Genomic DNA, 16,554 nt, shown 5'->3' with positions numbered 1-16,554 from the left:
AGGGGCGACCCGTCGAGCTTTGGACGGCTCCCATTTTCAGCAGACAAATCGAAGGAAACCGAACCATGACTTATGATTGGACACTCTACTTTTGCTTCTTCCTCGCGCTTTGGAGCGCCGTTGTCGGCGGCGTCTTTTCCGCCTTCTCTGAATTCGTGATGTCTGGATTGTGCAAGACGCAGCCCGCTGGCGGCATTGAGGCCATGCAGCACATCAATCGCGACGTGATCAGAACACAGTTCGTTGCGGGTATCCTGTCGATCGCCGTCTTCTCGGTGTTCTTCGCGGTGTACAGCCTGATAGCTTTTGAAGGGGCTGCACTCGTGACACTGATCCTTGCGCCTCTGGTCTATCTGCCGACCGTCTTTCTGATGACGGTTTTCGGCAATGTTCCGATGAACGACAAGCTTGAAAAACTCGATCACACCTCGGCTGAGGCGCACGCATACTGGCTGGAGTATGGCCGGGAGTGGACTCGGCTCAATCACGTGCGGTTCGTGGGCAGCATCGTCACTGGGGGGCTCTATACCATCGCCGCCGTTACACTCATCACAAGTGGTCAGGTGCAAGGATGAAACTCGTAGGATTCGGCTTCGCGCTTGTGGTGGCAATCGTGGCTTGGGGTGGGTTGGTCTTCGCCGCGTTGGATGGTGGCTGGGGACACGACCCCATTGCTCCAATTGGCGACACTGCAGGGTTTGAACTCGCAGCGAAGGACATTGCGGAACACCGCAACCTTGGAAATGTCAGCTTCGTCCTGCTGGAAGGAGGCACTGTGACCGATGGCTTCCACCTGTCCAAAGGTGAGGCGGTCGACAGTCAAACAGTCTTCCAGGTCGCATCGCTCAGCAAGTGGCTCACCGCGTGGGGCATCATGACCCTCGTCGAAGAAGGAAAGATCGATCTCGACGCCCCCGTTTCGAGGTATCTTGCACGCTGGCACATGCCGGATTCTGAATTCGATACGTCGGGCGTGACCGTGCGGCGATTGATGAGCCACACTGCGGGTCTCACTGATGGATTGGGCTATGACGGGTTCGACCGGGCAGAGGACCGGCAGACGCTCGAAGCATCGTTGACCAAGGCCACGGACGCATCGCCGAGCCATGATGGCAGGACAATTTTGGGCAGCGAGCCTGGCTCCGGATGGAACTATTCTGGCGGCAGCTACTCGCTCTTGCAACTCGTGATCGAAGAGGTTTCCGGGGCCCCCTTTCCCGAGTTCATGCAGAGCGCGGTCTTCGCGCCGCTCGAGATGGATCGAACCACCTTTGATCACGACAACGCCATCGAGTTAGGGCTTGCTGAGAACTTTCGACCAGATGGAAAAACCGAGCCCTTTCGGTGGTACACCGCACTTGCAGCCACGTCGCTGTTCACGACATCGGAGGACCTTGCCAAGTTCATCGCGGTGCAGGCGCCGGGGACCTCGAACCGGGTCCTATCGGGAGAGACATTAGCTTTGATGCGCAAGCCACACGCATCGGAACTGGGCGCGGATATCTGGGGGCTTGGCGTCATGCTGTATGCGTCAAATAACCACGGTGACTTCATCATCGGTCACGACGGAAGCAATGAACCAGCCATCAACACCGCAGCGCGAATGGACCCGGCGACAGGCGATGGAATTGTGATCCTGTCGACTGGTGACCCGATGCTGGCGACCGAGATCGCAGGCGAGTGGGTATTCTGGAAGAACGGCAATGTGGATAGCCTGACCTTTGCATCTCGTCTTCCAACAGCGCTCATGGTGTTCGCGGTCGGAGTGGCGGCCATTTTGCTTGCAGCCGTACTTATCCTTTGGCGGCGGCGTATTCGCGCTCGCGCCGCGGGTTAAGTCGGTCACCAGTCCCGGCTACTCGGGACCTTGACCAGTCGCGCTCCAGCAGGCTCGGCTTCCCCATGAGCGACCCTAGCTCACATAGTCTAATGGCAGGGCGGTTGTGCTCTTGACGACTTCCATCGAGAAGCTCGCACTGACATCTTGGAGATCGATCAGCTTGATGATCCGCTTGTAGATTACGTCGTAGCCGCCGATGTCCGGTGCCACGACCTTCAACAGGTAATCCACGTCGCCGGCCATCCGGTGCATTTCGACGATCTCGGGGATGCTCTCAACCACATTGGCGAACTGTTGCAGCCACTTTTCGGAATGGTCGTTGGTTCGCACCAGGACAAACCCGGTGAGACCTAGCCCGATTTTCTGGGAGTCGAGCAGCACAACTCGACTGGCAATAACACCGCTTTCCTCCAACCGCTTGATACGTTTCCAGACTGGAGTTGACGAGATTCCGATACGCTCGGAGATCTCCGCCACGGTGTAGCTGGAGTCTTCCTGAAGCAGTCTCAACAGCTTCCGATCGATGCTATCCATTCGAAATATCTCCGATAGATAGATAAATATTCTATCTTCAGGCCAATTTCAAAGAAAATTTAGAAACCTTTCCTTGGGTGGATCCTTTAGAGCTTGCGCTTGGTGGTCCACGAATTTTCGAGGAACTTATGAAGCGACTATTTACCGAGCATCCCGCGGCAGTTGGTGAAACATATTTTGAACATTTCGGGATGGCGATGAGCTTTGGCTTGCGCATGTGCGTGGCTGGGATTGCATGCCTGTTGCACGGAATCTTTCCATTCTGGTTCAAGAGCAGCGGCAGCTCTGCGATCTGCGAGTTGCATGATCGGATGGTCGTCAATCGCGATCGCGGGGAACGCAGGGGCGACAGAGCCTTGGCTGACGCGTCGACGCTAGAGGGCTCAAGCCTGTAATGGCTTCTGCACCGGATTCCCGGATAGACCACACGTCAGCGAAAATCGCGACTGTCGTTAACCGGGCTGTGCCGGGGCTTTTGCTGGCTATCTTTATTACGGTTTGCGCCTGGGGAATTGCCGGTCTGACCGGTCTCCCAGGCATCTTGCTCGCCTTGCTGTTCGGCCTTGCCGCACAGCCATTCTTGCGCGGCAATACCTATGAGCCCGGGCTCGAGATTGCAGCGAGAAAGCTGCTTAGGTTTGGTGTAGCGCTGCTTGGTGCCGGAGTTGTTGCGAGCGACATTGCTGCGCTTGGCTGGCCGGTTTTGGTCCTATGCCTGATTGGTGTTGCATTCACGTTGGCCGTCGGCTGTGTGTCGGCGAGGATATTGCGCAGCGACACCGCTTCGGGGCTGTTGTTTGGCGGTGCAGTGGCTATTTGCGGCGCATCGGCTGCGCTCGCCATTTCGGCAGCACTTCCGCAAACCCGCGAAAACGAATCCAAGACATTACTGGCAGTTCTGGGTGTGACCGCTTTGAGCACCGTTGCGATGGTGCTCTATCCTCTGATCGCCACTCAGTTGGAGATGACGGACAAGGCGGCGGGCGTCTTCTTCGGGGCAACCATTCACGATGTCGCGCAGGTCGTTGGCGCTGGCTACATGATTTCGGACACGGCTGGCGAGACTGCCACCATGGTCAAGCTCGTGCGAGTTGCCTGTCTGGTTCCGGTGGTGGCGATCATTGCCTATCTGATGAGTAGCAAGAGTGGAACGTGCGCGGACCAGATCGTAAGCGGCCGGGTAAAGATCCTGCCGGTGTTCCTGATTGGCTTTGTCGCGCTTTCAATCGTGGCAAGCTCGGGTTTGGTCCCGCCTCTTGTCCTAGAAGGCCTTGCGTCGGCGGGTAAGGCGCTGCTTGTGCTCGCGATTGCGGCCCTTGGTTGCCTCACTTCGCTGCAATCGATCTGGCGGATTGGCTGGACGCCAGTGATCCTCCTGGTCATCCCAACCTTGGCTCTCGCCGCATTCGCGCTACTGGCTGTGATCTCGTTTTCCGCTTTTCATTGATCGAGTGATTGAATGTTTGAGAGCTTCTCGCCTCCCAGTGTCGATGCGCTGTACCGAACGGCTGCCGCCTATGCGGCTGATCCCAGGCCGGACAAACTTGACCTTGGCGTGGGGGTCTATCGCGATGAAAACGGGCTTTCGCCTGTTATGCGCAGCGTTCGCATCGCCGAGGAGCGACTGTGCGCGGAAAATGAGACCAAGGCCTATTTGCCGCTAGCGGGCGAGCCTGGCTTTCTCGCCGGGATGAGCGCGCTGCTGTTCGATGGCGAACGCCCAGATAATGTCGCCGCGGTGCAATCGGTTGGCGGGACTGGCGGTATCAGACTGGCCCTCGAACTGGCTCAGCATGCCAATCCGGATGTCAGGGTTCATCTGGGCGTACCCAGCTGGCCCAACCATCAAGGCATCAGCGATAGGCTGAAAATTCCGGTGAGCGTCTATGATTATTTGAACGATCAGAAGGACGCCGCATCGTTCGACAATGCTCGTAATTCACTTCGCAATGCGCGCCAGGGCGACGTGCTGATCGTGCATGGCCCCTGTCACAATCCGACCGGTCTCGACCTGCCCAGCGACGAAGTTGTTAGCCTGCTGCGAGAGGCCGCTTCAATGGGCGTCATCCCGTTGATTGATGCGGCTTATTATGGGTTGGGCAATCCTCTGGACGAAGACCTAACGGCGATCCGCGACATCATCGAACAATTGCCGGAGTGCTTTGTCTCGATGTCCGGCTCGAAGGCCTTTGGGTTGTATCGGGACCGGATCGGGATACTTTTCATCAAATGCCGTGACGGTGCATCAGCAGAGCTTGCACGAGGAAATGCCGAAGTGCTGGCACGGGTGAACTACTCCGCTCCCGCCGCGCACGGCGCGCAGGTGATCGGGACGATCTTGTCGGATCAGGCGCTGAAAGAAGACTGGCAGACAGAACTGGCATTGATGCGGGGCCGGATGACGGTTCTGCGGGAAACGATCAAGGCTACGGCGGATGATCACCCGGCGTTGCAGATAATCTGGCGAACCAAGGGGATATTCTCCCTGCTGCCATTTGGCCCTGAAGTGACAGAAGCGCTCGCCGAGCAACATGCCATCCATATGCCGCCGACCGGGCGAGTGAATCTGGCGGGCCTTTCACCTGACACTGCTGTGCGATTTGTCGATGCGGTCAAGGAATTGGTGGCGCGATGATGTCGCTTGCGGAGGGACATGGCAGAGGCAGTCGTGCGGGACAGAGACGATCCGGTAGACCAGCTTCTTCGGAGGGAACGAATGCCGACTGAGGACAAGTCGAAATTGCCAACTCGCAGGGCAATTCTCACTGCATCGGGCGGCGTGGGCGCAATCGCTGCGATCGGCTCCATTGATCATCTATCAGCAGGTGGGGGGCTGGTTGGAAAGGCGCATGCATCGGAGAATGCCTCGGGGAAAGAGGGATTGACGGTCCTCAACGACAGGCCGCTCAACATTGAAACGCCAGCGCATTTGCTCGACGATAATGTGACGCCAGCCCACCGTATGTTCGTGCGCAACAATGGGCTCCCGCCAAGCCCAACCGATGTGGAGCCCGAGGCATGGACGCTCTCGATTGACGGATTGGTCGACACACCGCTGACGCTTTCCATCGCCGACTTGAAAGAGAAGTTCGAGACCGTCACGCTGCAGCTTCAGCTGGAATGCGCGGGCAATGGGAGGAAGTATTTCTCGCCCGGCGCGTCAGGCAATCAGTGGACGTTCGGAGCGATTGCCTGCCCTGAATGGACCGGCGTCAGGCTGGCGGACGTTTTGAAGGCTGCTGGCGTTCGCCCCGAGGCAGTCTACACCGCGCATTACGGCGCGGATATCCACCTGACCGGTGATCCGGCAAAAGAACCGATTTCGCGCGGCGTTCCGATCGAAAAAGCTCTCGATCCAAACAATTTGATTGCATGGTCGATCAATGGTGAGGCTATGCCAGCGGATAACGGCCATCCGCTTCGGCTGGTGGTGCCGGGCTGGCCCGGGTCGTGCTCGCAGAAATGGCTGACGCGCATTTCGATCATCGACAAGGTGCACGACGGTGCAAAGATGACGGGACAGTCCTATCGCGTCCCGGCCTACCCTGTGCCGCGCGGCACACAGGTTGCCGATGAGGACATGCAGATCATCGGGTCTCTGCCGGTGAGGTCGCTGATCACCTTTCCCGAAACTGGTGCCCGCGTAGAGCCACGCTCTCCGTTCGAAGTGCGCGGGCATGCATGGGCGGGGGACCGGTCGGTTGCCGCGATGCATGTATCGATCGATCACGGAAAGACTTGGATAGAGGCAGAGCTGAGCGAGCCCGCCAATTCCTATGCCTGGCAGCACTGGCGTGCCGCGATCACGCTGCCTCAAGCGGGCTATTTCGAAGTGTGGGCGAGGGCCACCGATAGTTCCGGCGAAATGCAGCCGGCAACGGTTCCGGGCTGGAATCCCAAAGGCTACCTCAACAACATGCAGCACCGCATAGCCCTGTACGCCGTATGAGCAGCGGGAGTGGAGCTGGGCGCTGGGGATTGAGCGCGGCCTTGGCGGTCGCTGCGGGTGTCTTTGCCTTCTTCTTTCTCGAAAGCGGAGAGAGGGCCGATGGGATCCCGCTTGAAAGTGCTGAACGCCTTGCGCGGATCGAAGCTATGGCCAAGTCCGGGCCTAAGTCACCTGACTATGCGTCAGTGTTCGACCCACTCGACCCTGATAGGGCTGCCGAGTCCGCTCCGGTCCTAGCGCCAAGTGATGGATTGGCGGAAGTATCGGACGATGAAACGCGGTCCTATGTTGAGGCGGTGTGTGGAGGGTGCCACAGCTTCAATCTGGTCGCTCAACAGCGCCTCACTCGCCCGCAATGGGACGCCATGCTTGCTCTGATGGTGAAGGATCATGGAATGCCTGAGCTGCCTGCGAAAGATCGCCAGAATGTAGCGAGCTATCTGGCGAGCACCTATCGTCCCGCCGGACTGGGTGAGGCTATGGGAACAGATGCAGCCCCCTGATCCCTGCCCAAACGGTGACAAAGCGCGGCTGGGACAGTCTACTTCTGCGCGATCACGCTGATCCCTTCGCCCGAGGCCCAGGCGCCGACATCATTCTTTGCTAGCGCGTTGGCCATCAAATCAGGGAACTGATCGGGCGTACAGGCGAAGACCGGGCAGCCGAGCGCCGCAAAGGCTTGCGCGTGGTTCTGATCGTATGACGGGCGGCCATCGTCGGACAGCGCCAGAAGCACGATCAGATTCACGCCCGAATTCACCAGCTCGCCAGCCCGCGAGAGCATCTCGCGGGCATTGCCGCCTTCATACAGATCGCTGATCAGGATCAGGTTGGTTTTGGCGGGCGAGGTAACTAGCCCTTCGCAATAGTTGAGCGCCGCATTGATGTCGGTGCCGCCGCCCAATTGCACACCGAACAGCACATCGACAGGGTCCGCCAGTTGATCGGACATATCGATGATCGCCGTATCGAAACAGACAAGCTTCGTTTCGAGCACCGGGAGTGACGCCATCACGGCCGAGAAGATCGAAGCATAGACGACGGACGACGCCATCGAGCCCGATTGGTCCACGCACATGATGACGTCGTCCAGGTCTGCCTTGGACTTGCTCTTGCGCCCGTGCCCGATCAGCGTTTCCGGGATGATCGTCTGATAATCCTCCTGCCAATTGTGCAGGTTTGCCCGGATCGTGCTGGGCCAGTCGATATCGGAGGGGCGAGGACGGCGTGTGCGCTGGCTGCGGTTGATCGCGCCGCGAAGTGTCTCAGTTGTTTTGTGCGCCAGCCGCTTCATCAATTCCTCGACAACCTGAGCGACCACCATTCGGGCGGTGTCCTTGGTCTTCTCCGGCATCGCACCGCGCAGGGAAATGAGATCGGCAACGAGATGCACGTCGCCTTCCAGTGTTTCGAGAAACTCCGGTTCAAGCAACATCGCCTTGAGATTGAGCCGCTCGAAGGCGTCGCGTTGGATTACCTGGACGACGGGCGAAGGAAAGAATTCGCGAATGTCCCCGAGCCACCGGGCAACGCGGGGTGCGGATGCGCCGAGCCCGCCCTTGCGGCGCTTCGATCCACCGGCAGGGTCGGTCGGCGCATAGAGGGCCGATAGGGCGCGATCTATGCGTTGATCGGTTTCGCTAAGGTTGTTGTCCTCGTCACCGCCCATAGCTAGTCGCCAACGCCGAATGCGATCTTCGCTATCGGCGTGCGGGTGAGCCCCGGCTTCCTTGTCGTTGCTCATGGCTCGATCCCCATAATCGTGCGGAGCAAGGGCAGAGCCTGTTCGGTGAACTCGCGTGACGCCTCCTTGCCTGCACTCTGTTGGCTGCCTGCATGCGCGATTTCGCCCCGGCCCAGCGCAGCCAGAATGCGTTCGCGCCCACTCGCTGCAAAGGCTGTGAACCCCCGGCGCAGCATCGGCAGCAGTTCGATCAAAGTGTCTTCATCCAACCCCATCAGCCAAGCATCGATTGCCGCAAGCAGCGGGCGATCCTGCAACAGAACCTCCGCCCCGTCCGAAAGGAAGCTTTCGACAAAGGCACCGCTTGCCGCTGGCGGGGCAGGCGGTGTGAGCGCGCGCGACAAGGTCGCAGCCACTTCATCAATGACCCAGACTTCACGGTCATGCACCATTCTCAAGGCAAGCCCGCGCACCGATGGACTGCAACGGTCCTGCGATGCCATCGCGGCCAGTTCGCGCTCCCAAATCTCGCTCAGATCGTCATTCCCGAACAGGCTCAGCGCGCGGTCGTAGTCACGCATGGCTGCGCCGAATGCCTGCGCCTCCACTTGATCGATCTCAGCCGAAGCGGTGAAGGCCCCTGCGTTAACCTCTACGGCAATGGCCGAAACCAGTGCAGCAAGCTGCGCCTCGGGGATGGGCCGCGCAGTGCCATATCGCAGGATCGAAACCAGCGTAGGGATAGTCTGCATCAGCTTGACGACATCTCCGCTGTCGATTGCCGCCGACTGCAGGCGCGCAATGGTCGCTTCGGCGGCTTGAGGCAGGTCGGCCAGCAGACAAGATTTCACGAGCTGCGCGAGCACGGCGACATCGCCTAGCTCCTGCGCTCGCTGCATGGTGCGATTGGCCGCAGCTTGCTCGATCGTGACGCCATGGACCAGCGCCTCGGCGAGTTGGACGGCCAGCGATGGAGTCCATGCAAGCCGCCAGGTTTCGCGGAACGTCCCACGCCCGGCCTCAGCATCGATCAGCTGGCCCCAGCACACATCGATCAGCGTCAATCGGTGCAACAGGGTCGATTTGAGCAGGCCCGCATCGCTGCGCAGATCGAGCGCAATTTCGCGTTCGAGATCCTCCGGCTTGAGGCGACATTTCTTCTGCCAGCGCTCCAGATCGAGCGCGAGCGGCATTTGCGGGACGGCTTCGTCGACCGAACCGATCCGCTCGCCAAGCAGCAATCTTCGTTCGACCAGTCGCAACGGGGTCTCGTCTCCGTGGCAGATCGCCGCGAGCGTCGCATCATGCATCTCGGCGAGACCGGGAGCGGGCTCGTCCCGGATCGCGGCCAGAGCCAATGCGAGGCGCGAAGCTTCGATGGCATTCGCTGATGCGGCGGTGTGACCTTCTTCTCGGAGCAGTCCAGACACGCGCGATTGCCATCCAGCGGTAAAGGCTTCGGGCGAGAGCGCGGTGCCATCGCGCTGCAATTGCCACAGATGGCGATACCAACCCGGCGCCGTCACTCCGGCTCCATAGCCAGAAGCGCTGGCGAGCCTGCTGTCGCTCCATGGCACCCAGGCCGAGCTTACCTTGACCTTGGAGAGGCCGCGAATGGCCTTGCGATCCTCGCTGATCGAGACTTTGGTTCGCAATGCGGGGACATGCCATGCACCGACCACCACCGCGACATCTCCCGCTTCGTCTTTCAGAGCCTGTCGCAGGGACAATCGCATGAAGGCCTCGCGCACATTGTCTCGCTGGGTGCGTACCTTGCCGAGAATGTCTTCGGCTTCGCTGACCTCGCGCAGCTCGGTGATCGCAGATTCGATGGCCTCGAACACCTCCGGTCCGGGACGGCTGCTTTCGACCATGGCGTTCCACCATGCTTCACCGTCGGAGTATCCGGCCACTTGTGCGAGCATATCGAGCGGATCGCCGCCGACCGGTGGGGGTAGGTCCGCATCGGCGGCGGCTTCGTCTGGCTCAACCGGTTCCTCGCCAGTCAGATCATCCTGCTCTGATGCGAGCGCATTGGCGGCGGGCCAATCGCAGAACCGCACAGGGCGACCGCGCGCCAAAGCCCAGCGCAACGCCTGCCATTCGGGCGAATACTCGGCGAACGGCGCAAACATCGCGTTGGCGGGTTTGTCGGCCTGATAGTGGAGAATGGCGAGCGGCGGATTCATCCCTTCAAGCCCGGCGAAGTGCGCGAGCTCTTCGGCTTCCGGTGAGCCTTCGATCAGCACCATGGCCGGATCGAGCGCATCGAGTGCCGCCAGCAGGCTTGCTGCTGAGCCCGGTCCGTGGTGCCGGATGCCAAAGAGATGCGCGCGTTCGTCCATCGGCTTACATCACGTCGCGGATAGCCCCGTAGAGGTCCTGCCAGCCCTTGCGTTTGCGCACGACATTCTCGAGATATTCCTGCAGCGCCATCGTGTCGCTGACCGGGTCTTTGACGATCGCACCCACGAGGTTCGCTGCCATGGCCTGCGCGTCCATCGCACCGCTGCCGAAATGTGCGGCTTCGGCCCAGGAATTGATCCCGACCGAAATCGCCTCGGCTGTCGAGAGGGTGCCGCTGACCGTCTTGAGCTTGAGCTTGCCGTCCAGCGTCTGTCCTCCGCGCAGCTCGCGAAAGAGCATCACGATCCGGGCGATCTCTTGGTCAGCTGGGGCGATCTCGGGAAGGTCGAGGCTCGTCCCGATATCGCCAAGGCGCTTGGTGACGATTGCGGTCTCTTCCTCGATGGTTGCCGGCGGCGGCAGCACCACCACGTTGAAGCGCCGCTTGAGCGCCGAAGACAGCTCGTTGACGCCTTTGTCACGGTTGTTGGCGGTGGCGATCACGTTGAAGCCCGGCTTTGCGAATGTGGCATCGTCCAGCTCCGGGATCGGCAGCATTTTCTCCGACAAGACCGTGATGAGCGTGTCCTGCACATCGGAACCCATCCGTGTGAGTTCTTCGAGCCGAACCAGTGTCCCTTCCTCCATCGCCCGCATCAAGGGTGTTCGCACCAAGGCATCGTGGCTCGGTCCCTTGGCCAGCAGGACTGCGTAGTTCCAGCCATATCTGATTTGGTTTTCATCGGTCCCGGCGGTACACTGAATCACCCGGTTCGAGGTGCCTGAGACAGCTGCCGTAAGATGTTCGGAGACCCATGATTTCGCGGTCCCCGGCATGCCGAGAAGCAATAGGGCGCGATCGGTTGCCAATGTCGCGACCGCCGTTTCGATGAGCCGCCGGTTGCCGACATATTTGGCGCTGATTGGCGTTCCGTCCTTCGCTGTTCCGCCCATCACATAGTCGACCACTGCCTGCGGGGACATGCTCCAGTTGGCGGGCCGCTGCCGGTCGTCCCCGCGTTTCAGGGCTTCAAGCTCGTCGGCGTAGGTCTCCTCTGCGGAGCGGCGGAGTGACGGTTCGGTCATAGTTTGGATGGTCCTTCGTCCAGACGGATGAGTGTTTCGGCCAGCAGGCTTGCCCGGCGCGTTATTTCGGGAGATCGGCTTTCGAGTATTCGGGCAAATTCGGTTAGACCGCCCGCCGGGGTCAGGGCAATCGCTGCCGTCAAAGCCTCGGATTGGTCGGGCCTGATCCGGTGCGCGACGTCGAAAATCGCGCGGGCCTGCGCAAGCGGCAAAGGGCCTTCGATTGCATCAAAGAGGCGCTGAAGTGAATAGGTGTCTAGCCGGTCGGGATCGAACCTTCGCGGGATGGCGGCGTCGATCCAATCACGCCGCTCGCTGTCGGTAGCGAGGCCAAATGCACTCAGACCGGGCTGCAGGAAGCTGATCCAAATGTCCTGCGCATGGTTCGTGGAAATCTTTGAGAGCAGCGGCCAGTCGCGCTCGACACAGGCGGCAAATGCGATCCCGCAGACCAAGCGGCCATCGTCGCGCGCTGCCTCCAGCATTGCGCCCGGCTCCATGCCAAATGCTTCGGCCAGAGCGTGGTTCGAAACCGCACCGAAGTTGAGCGCCAGCCAGTCGGTTTCGGCAGCAGGAGAACGCACAGTGGCAGGCAATTCGAGTTTCAACGTCGTGCGCTTGCGAAGCAATCCGACGGTGCCACGCTTGATGCGAGAGACCAACTCCTCGACCTGCTCAGCGGCCGCGCCTGTGCCTGGAAGGCGGGCAAGCAGCCGCGTCACAGCCTGTTTGACAGTTGGAGCGCGATCTTTGGTCAGAGTTTCGAGAAACTCGCGATCATCCGAGCCGAGCCCAGTCGCAAGCGCATTGATCAGGCGGACACGCACCGGCGCCTTTTCGAGCGGCAATTGCTCTTCGACCAGCGCTCGTGCCCCAGCGGGGTCGTTTGCTCGCAGCTCGGCGATGAAACGGGATTTTATCGCCGGTGTGGCCTGCGACCAATTATCCGCATCCAGCGTATGGGTGCCAGTCCAATAGCAGTCGGCAGCGCCAGCCTGTTCACTCTGATCTGCGTCCAGCCCCAGTGTTTCAGCATGCTTGGCGGCGAATGGGGCGAGCTTCGCCATGTCGAAGGGATGAAGACGCAAGCCCTTTGCGGCGATCGCCCGCGCGACAGCAGAGGCAGCGACGTCATCCGCCGGATTGCCCTTGCCGGTAACGAGACGAAGGATCAGCGGCCGCGCCGCTTCGGATACGATCTTCTCGGCGCTTTGGTTCGGTTTCGCTTCATCGAAGCTTGCGGGCTTTGGCGGCGTATCAAAGCGGGTTGCTTGTACAGCGAGCGCCATCAGTCGTGGGGCATTGACCGGATCCTCGGGACTCATCCCTTCTGCAAGCTCACCTGCCAGCTTCAGTGGCCGGCGCCCGGTGCCCTGCATCATAGTGCCAAGGATCGCATCGGGTGTCATGATACGCTCCATTCGCCCAGAGATGTGGCGGCAAGACTTGGCTCAAACTCATAGCCGTCCCAAAATCCAAACAGGCTGATCTTGCCGACTTCCGTTAGAGGAAAAGCTTGCGCCTCAAAGCCCGGCGCAATGGGGAGTGCTGTGTCGTTGCTGCACACGAACAGCTTGCCATTTGAGCTGCGCAGTTCGACGTCATTCGTGGCTATTGGAAAGCCATCGAGCCAAGGCTTTTGCGCAAGCGCTTTTCTCCATTCGGCCAGCCCATCGGGCAAGCTTGCGCTTGCTCCGTCCCAGGTCCCGTCGGCGGTACGGGTGCCGCGATGATCGGCAATCTGGGCGCGCAGCGGCACCGGCGATGGGTAGAACACCAGCTCGGCATTCAGGATTTCGCCCGGCTCGAAAACGGTGCCGGATGCGCCGCTGCTGACAGGCACGAAGTCAAGGAGTAGCGCCTTGCGCCGGTCTTCGCTGGTGCTTTCGAGCCAGGTTTCAATTCGCCGCAATCGATCGGCCTGCACTTCGTCGGACGTCGCCAGTACGCGCCAGTCGCCATCGGCGCGACGATGATCTTTTTCGGCGAGCAAAGCCTCGCGAGTCATGGCCCAACCAACCGCTTGACGCACATCCTCTTTCAAGGCGTCGGAGAGTTTGGACTGCCGGGTGTAGGCCTGCCCGATCAGATACAATGCGCTCAGCTCTCGCGCCGCGCGTATCGGGCGGTGTTGCTCATCGATCTGGAACAACAAAGGAGGTAGCGCGGAGACGCGGTTTGCAAGGCCCCCGGCCTTCGCATCTACCAAACGCTTGGCGAGTACGTCGCAATCGTTCACCGCGCGCTGATCAAAGCCGGTGAGCCCGCGTTCGAGCTGATCCTCGATCCATTGCTCCATCGCCTCGATTCCGCCCTCGATGAGCTTTTCACGTTTGGCGCGGTTGCGCGCTTTCTGAGCCTCCGCCTTGGCGATCGCTTCGGGGCTGGCTGGATCGGGTTCCTTTTCGAGCGCCGTCGCCGAGATCGACGGGTGAGGGCCCTCCTTGGATTTGTCTGGTGGCTTACCGTCATTTGTCTGACCTTTGGCAGGGTCGCGCCTGCGAGACAGCCAATCATTCACCCATTGCGGCGGTGTTCCGGCGGCAAATGGCGCAAGCGCATCCGCGCGCAGCCACATCAGCGCGATCGCATGCTTGCAGGGGAATTTGCGGCTGGGGCAGGTGCATTTGTATCCTGCATCGGATTCGGAAACGGCGACCCGATAAGGGGTAGAGCCCGACCCTTGGCATTCGCCCCAGATCAATCCATCGCCGTCCTCTTGCAATAGCGGCCATTTTGCGGGCTTAATAAGCTTCTTGGCGGCCGTGAGAGACGCCTGATCGGGAGCCATCCGCTCAATCTTATTCAACGAAAGGGCCAAGTGAACTCCGGTTGCCTCGGCTCGGCGGAAACCCATGACAGATTAGTGATCTATCGATAGCCGCGCGAGAATATCGTCGGAAGCGATAACGAGTGGTTATCAACGTAAGAAAGCCCGGATGCGCCGCTTGGGCGCAACTCTCCTATGGTGTGCCCACTTCATTCGAATTCTAAGTTTGTACGAGACCATGCATGGGTAAGCCATCAGCTTGGCTTTCCGGGCAGGACTACGGTTAGTATAGGTCGGTAGTGGGCGCAGGCTCCCCCCGATTGTTTTTGGACCAAGCGGAAAATCGCAATGCACTACGATGATGCCTACCAGAACAGCATTGATGACCCCGATGGCTTCTGGCTTGATGCGGCAAAAGCGCTCGATTGGGACAATGCACCCTCGGAGGGCCTTGGCGCTGATCGCAGTAGTTGGTTCGCAGGCGGCCAGTTGAATCTGTGTCACAACGCGATTGATCGCCATGTCGATGCTGGGCGTGGCCGAGACCCTGCCCTGATCTATGAAAGCCCGGTAACCGGGATCAGCCGAACCTACTCATTCTCAGAACTCCAGAGCGAAGTCGCGCAGGCTGCTGGTATGCTCGCCGCACAAGGCGCAAAGCTGGGCGACCGGGTTATCATCTACATGCCGATGATCCCGCAAGCTGTGTTCGCCATGCTCGCTTGCGCGCGGCTAGGCTTGGTGCACTCAGTCGTGTTTGGAGGCTTCTCCGCCGCCGAGCTCGCAAAACGGATCGACGATTGCGCGCCCAAACTCGTGCTCACTGCTTCCTGCGGGATCGAAGGGGCGAAGGTCATCCCTTACAAGCCGATCGTCGACGATGCCCTGGCACGCGCGACCAAGGAGGTATCCGCCTTGCTTGTATGGCAGCGCGAGCAGTGCTCGGCTGACTTAACCTCTGCAAAGGAGAAGTTCTGGCAGGACGAATTGGCGAACGCGGAGCCTGCTGACTGCGTCTCTGTTTCTGCGGATCATCCACTCTATATTCTCTACACCTCGGGCACGACCGGCAAGCCAAAGGGTGTTGTGCGCGAAACCGGGGGATACGGCGTCGCGCTGGCTTGGAGCATGCCGAATATCTACGGCGCTAGGCCGGAAGAGACCTATTGGGCCGCATCCGACATCGGTTGGGTCGTCGGCCACAGCTACATTGTGTACGGTCCACTACTGAACGGCAACGCGACCGTCCTGTTCGAAGGGAAGCCGGTGGGTACGCCGGATGCCGGGATTTTCTGGCAGATTGTTGCCAAGCATCAGGTGTCAATCCTGTTCACGGCGCCGACCGCCATTCGCGCAATCCGCGGCGCCGATCCAGCGGGAGACCTGTTGCGGAACGCCGGGCCAGACAGCCTGCGCGCGCTCTTCCTTGCTGGCGAACGCGCCGATCCAGATACGGTCAAATGGGTCGGCGAGCAACTCGGCAAGCCCGTGATCGATCACTGGTGGCAAACCGAGCTTGGCTGGCCCGCACTGGCAACATGTATCGGGTTGGGTTCGGACCCTGCGCCTATTGGAGCTGCTGGATATCCGGTGCCGGGATTTGCCTTCCGGGTGCTCGATGAAAACGGCTCAGAGATTGATCCGGAAGTGACCGGAAATCTCGCGATCAAAGAGCCGCTTCCGCCCGGCAGCTTTCGCAGCCTGTGGCAGGATGAAGAAGGATTTCGCGGCTACTTCACTGCGTTCGAAGGGTTCTACGCGACCGGCGACGCTGGCGTGATGGGCGAAGACGGTGCCTTTCGCGTCATGGGCCGCACCGATGACATTATCAACGTTGCCGGCCACCGCCTTTCAACCGGTCAGATCGAGGAAGTCGTGGCGGCGTGCCCATGCGTTGTCGAATGCGCCGTGATTGGCGGAGCCGACGACCTCAAGGGCGAAGTGCCGGTGGTCTTCTACGTTTCATCGGGAGGCGATGAGAATGATGGCGTCGGCGAGGTGATCGGCGCTGTCCGAAGGGAAATCAGTCCGATTGCTGCTCCGCGTCATGTGATTGCAGTGAAGGCGCTTCCCAAGACGCGGTCTGGGAAGATCCTGCGCAATCTGCTTCGAGCGATAGTCAACGGTTGGGAAATCACGATCCCGCAGACGATTGAAAACCCTGAAGTCGTGCAGGCGACGATCGATCACTACGAGGCTGTTGTGGCCTGATAACCACCGACCCTTTTGGATCGAACCGCTGCAAGACGCAGCCCAAACGAAAACGAGGCGCTGCCGGGAGAGTGTGGCAGCGCCTCGCATTTTCTGGCCCATCTTGGGGTCGGGCCATCTTTATTTCGCAAAGA

14 protein-coding genes are annotated in these 16,554 nt (G+C 60.1%); 8 read left to right on the top strand and 6 right to left on the bottom strand.

Annotation, left to right across the window (positions count from 1 at the left end):
* Positions 1 to 65: 65 nt before the first annotated feature.
* Both Q0837_RS10975 and Q0837_RS10970 read left to right on the top strand, forming a co-directional pair.
* Entirely contained in the window at positions 66 to 575 is a 510-nt protein-coding gene (locus Q0837_RS10975; RefSeq protein WP_298468822.1) for a DUF1772 domain-containing protein, read from the top strand.
* Entirely contained in the window at positions 572 to 1,837 is a 1,266-nt protein-coding gene (locus Q0837_RS10970; RefSeq protein WP_298468819.1) for a serine hydrolase, read from the top strand. Before Q0837_RS10975 ends, Q0837_RS10970 begins: the two co-directional genes overlap by 4 nt.
* A 75-nt stretch (positions 1,838 to 1,912) precedes the next feature.
* On the opposite strand, the gene Q0837_RS10965 is transcribed toward Q0837_RS10970, so the two are convergent.
* Positions 1,913 to 2,374, bottom strand: a complete 462-nt coding sequence (locus Q0837_RS10965; RefSeq protein ID WP_298468817.1) for an Lrp/AsnC family transcriptional regulator — start codon at positions 2,372 to 2,374, stop codon at positions 1,913 to 1,915.
* A 128-nt stretch (positions 2,375 to 2,502) separates the two neighbouring features.
* Between Q0837_RS10965 and Q0837_RS10960 the strand changes: the two genes are divergently transcribed.
* The 5 genes from Q0837_RS10960 (at position 2,503) to Q0837_RS10940 (ending at position 6,826) form a co-directional block, all read left to right on the top strand.
* Entirely contained in the window at positions 2,503 to 2,769 is a 267-nt protein-coding gene (locus Q0837_RS10960) for a DUF6356 family protein (protein ID WP_298468815.1), read from the top strand.
* Entirely contained in the window at positions 2,769 to 3,821 is a 1,053-nt protein-coding gene (locus tag Q0837_RS10955) for a putative sulfate exporter family transporter (protein ID WP_298468812.1), read from the top strand. Before Q0837_RS10960 ends, Q0837_RS10955 begins: the two co-directional genes overlap by 1 nt.
* Before the next feature lie 12 nt (positions 3,822 to 3,833).
* Positions 3,834 to 5,009, top strand: coding sequence for an aminotransferase class I/II-fold pyridoxal phosphate-dependent enzyme (locus tag Q0837_RS10950; RefSeq protein WP_298468808.1), 1,176 nt, complete (start codon positions 3,834 to 3,836; stop codon positions 5,007 to 5,009).
* 81 nt (positions 5,010 to 5,090) lie between these two features.
* Complete coding sequence (locus Q0837_RS10945) at positions 5,091 to 6,323, top strand: sulfite oxidase (protein ID WP_298468805.1); 1,233 nt, start codon at positions 5,091 to 5,093, stop codon at positions 6,321 to 6,323.
* 29 nt (positions 6,324 to 6,352) lie between these two features.
* A complete protein-coding gene (locus Q0837_RS10940; RefSeq protein WP_298468802.1) occupies positions 6,353 to 6,826 on the top strand; it encodes a hypothetical protein in 474 nt (157 codons plus the stop codon).
* 38 nt (positions 6,827 to 6,864) lie between these two features.
* On the opposite strand, the gene Q0837_RS10935 is transcribed toward Q0837_RS10940, so the two are convergent.
* The 5 genes from Q0837_RS10935 to Q0837_RS10915 are packed head-to-tail and all read right to left on the bottom strand — an operon-like array spanning position 6,865 to position 14,296.
* Complete coding sequence (locus tag Q0837_RS10935) at positions 6,865 to 8,067, bottom strand: VWA domain-containing protein (RefSeq protein WP_298468800.1); 1,203 nt, start codon at positions 8,065 to 8,067, stop codon at positions 6,865 to 6,867.
* Positions 8,064 to 10,352 (bottom strand): DUF5682 family protein, encoded by a 2,289-nt coding sequence (locus Q0837_RS10930; protein ID WP_298468798.1) that lies wholly within the window; start codon positions 10,350 to 10,352, stop codon positions 8,064 to 8,066. The genes Q0837_RS10935 and Q0837_RS10930 overlap by 4 nt, the downstream gene beginning before the upstream one ends.
* Before the next feature lie 4 nt (positions 10,353 to 10,356).
* Positions 10,357 to 11,439: an AAA family ATPase gene (locus Q0837_RS10925; RefSeq protein WP_298468797.1), complete on the bottom strand. Its 1,083-nt coding sequence runs from the start codon at positions 11,437 to 11,439 to the stop codon at positions 10,357 to 10,359.
* Positions 11,436 to 12,848: a DUF5691 domain-containing protein gene (locus Q0837_RS10920; RefSeq protein WP_298468795.1), complete on the bottom strand. Its 1,413-nt coding sequence runs from the start codon at positions 12,846 to 12,848 to the stop codon at positions 11,436 to 11,438. The genes Q0837_RS10925 and Q0837_RS10920 overlap by 4 nt, the downstream gene beginning before the upstream one ends.
* Positions 12,845 to 14,296 (bottom strand): SWIM zinc finger family protein, encoded by a 1,452-nt coding sequence (locus Q0837_RS10915; RefSeq protein ID WP_298468792.1) that lies wholly within the window; start codon positions 14,294 to 14,296, stop codon positions 12,845 to 12,847. Before Q0837_RS10915 ends, Q0837_RS10920 begins: the two co-directional genes overlap by 4 nt.
* A 261-nt stretch (positions 14,297 to 14,557) precedes the next feature.
* Here Q0837_RS10915 and Q0837_RS10910 point away from each other — a divergent pair, with 261 nt between their 5' ends.
* Entirely contained in the window at positions 14,558 to 16,420 is a 1,863-nt protein-coding gene (locus Q0837_RS10910) for an AMP-binding protein (RefSeq protein ID WP_298468790.1), read from the top strand.
* Positions 16,421 to 16,554: the final 134 nt, after the last annotated feature.

The sequence above is a fragment of the uncultured Erythrobacter sp. genome (assembly GCF_947499705.1).
In the GTDB taxonomy this organism is placed as follows: Bacteria; Pseudomonadota; Alphaproteobacteria; order Sphingomonadales; family Sphingomonadaceae; genus Erythrobacter.
The sequence above is the reverse complement of the archived record's forward strand: the minus strand, read 5'-3'. Positions and strand labels throughout refer to the sequence as shown.

Excerpts from the sequence above, each read along its gene's own strand:
- Q0837_RS10975 (WP_298468822.1), top strand. The coding sequence starts at position 66 with ATGACTTATGATTGGACACTCTACTTTTGCTTCTTCCTCGCGCTTTGG.
- Q0837_RS10970 (WP_298468819.1), top strand. The coding sequence starts at position 572 with ATGAAACTCGTAGGATTCGGCTTCGCGCTTGTGGTGGCAATCGTGGCT.
- Q0837_RS10965 (WP_298468817.1), bottom strand. The coding sequence starts at position 2,374 with ATGGATAGCATCGATCGGAAGCTGTTGAGACTGCTTCAGGAAGACTCC.
- Q0837_RS10960 (WP_298468815.1), top strand. The coding sequence starts at position 2,503 with ATGAAGCGACTATTTACCGAGCATCCCGCGGCAGTTGGTGAAACATAT.
- Q0837_RS10955 (WP_298468812.1), top strand. The coding sequence starts at position 2,769 with ATGGCTTCTGCACCGGATTCCCGGATAGACCACACGTCAGCGAAAATC.
- Q0837_RS10950 (WP_298468808.1), top strand. The coding sequence starts at position 3,834 with ATGTTTGAGAGCTTCTCGCCTCCCAGTGTCGATGCGCTGTACCGAACG.
- Q0837_RS10945 (WP_298468805.1), top strand. The coding sequence starts at position 5,091 with ATGCCGACTGAGGACAAGTCGAAATTGCCAACTCGCAGGGCAATTCTC.
- Q0837_RS10935 (WP_298468800.1), bottom strand. The coding sequence starts at position 8,067 with ATGAGCAACGACAAGGAAGCCGGGGCTCACCCGCACGCCGATAGCGAA.
- Q0837_RS10930 (WP_298468798.1), bottom strand. The coding sequence starts at position 10,352 with ATGGACGAACGCGCGCATCTCTTTGGCATCCGGCACCACGGACCGGGC.
- Q0837_RS10925 (WP_298468797.1), bottom strand. The coding sequence starts at position 11,439 with ATGACCGAACCGTCACTCCGCCGCTCCGCAGAGGAGACCTACGCCGAC.
- Q0837_RS10920 (WP_298468795.1), bottom strand. The coding sequence starts at position 12,848 with ATGACACCCGATGCGATCCTTGGCACTATGATGCAGGGCACCGGGCGC.
- Q0837_RS10915 (WP_298468792.1), bottom strand. The coding sequence starts at position 14,296 with ATGGGTTTCCGCCGAGCCGAGGCAACCGGAGTTCACTTGGCCCTTTCG.
- Q0837_RS10910 (WP_298468790.1), top strand. The coding sequence starts at position 14,558 with ATGCACTACGATGATGCCTACCAGAACAGCATTGATGACCCCGATGGC.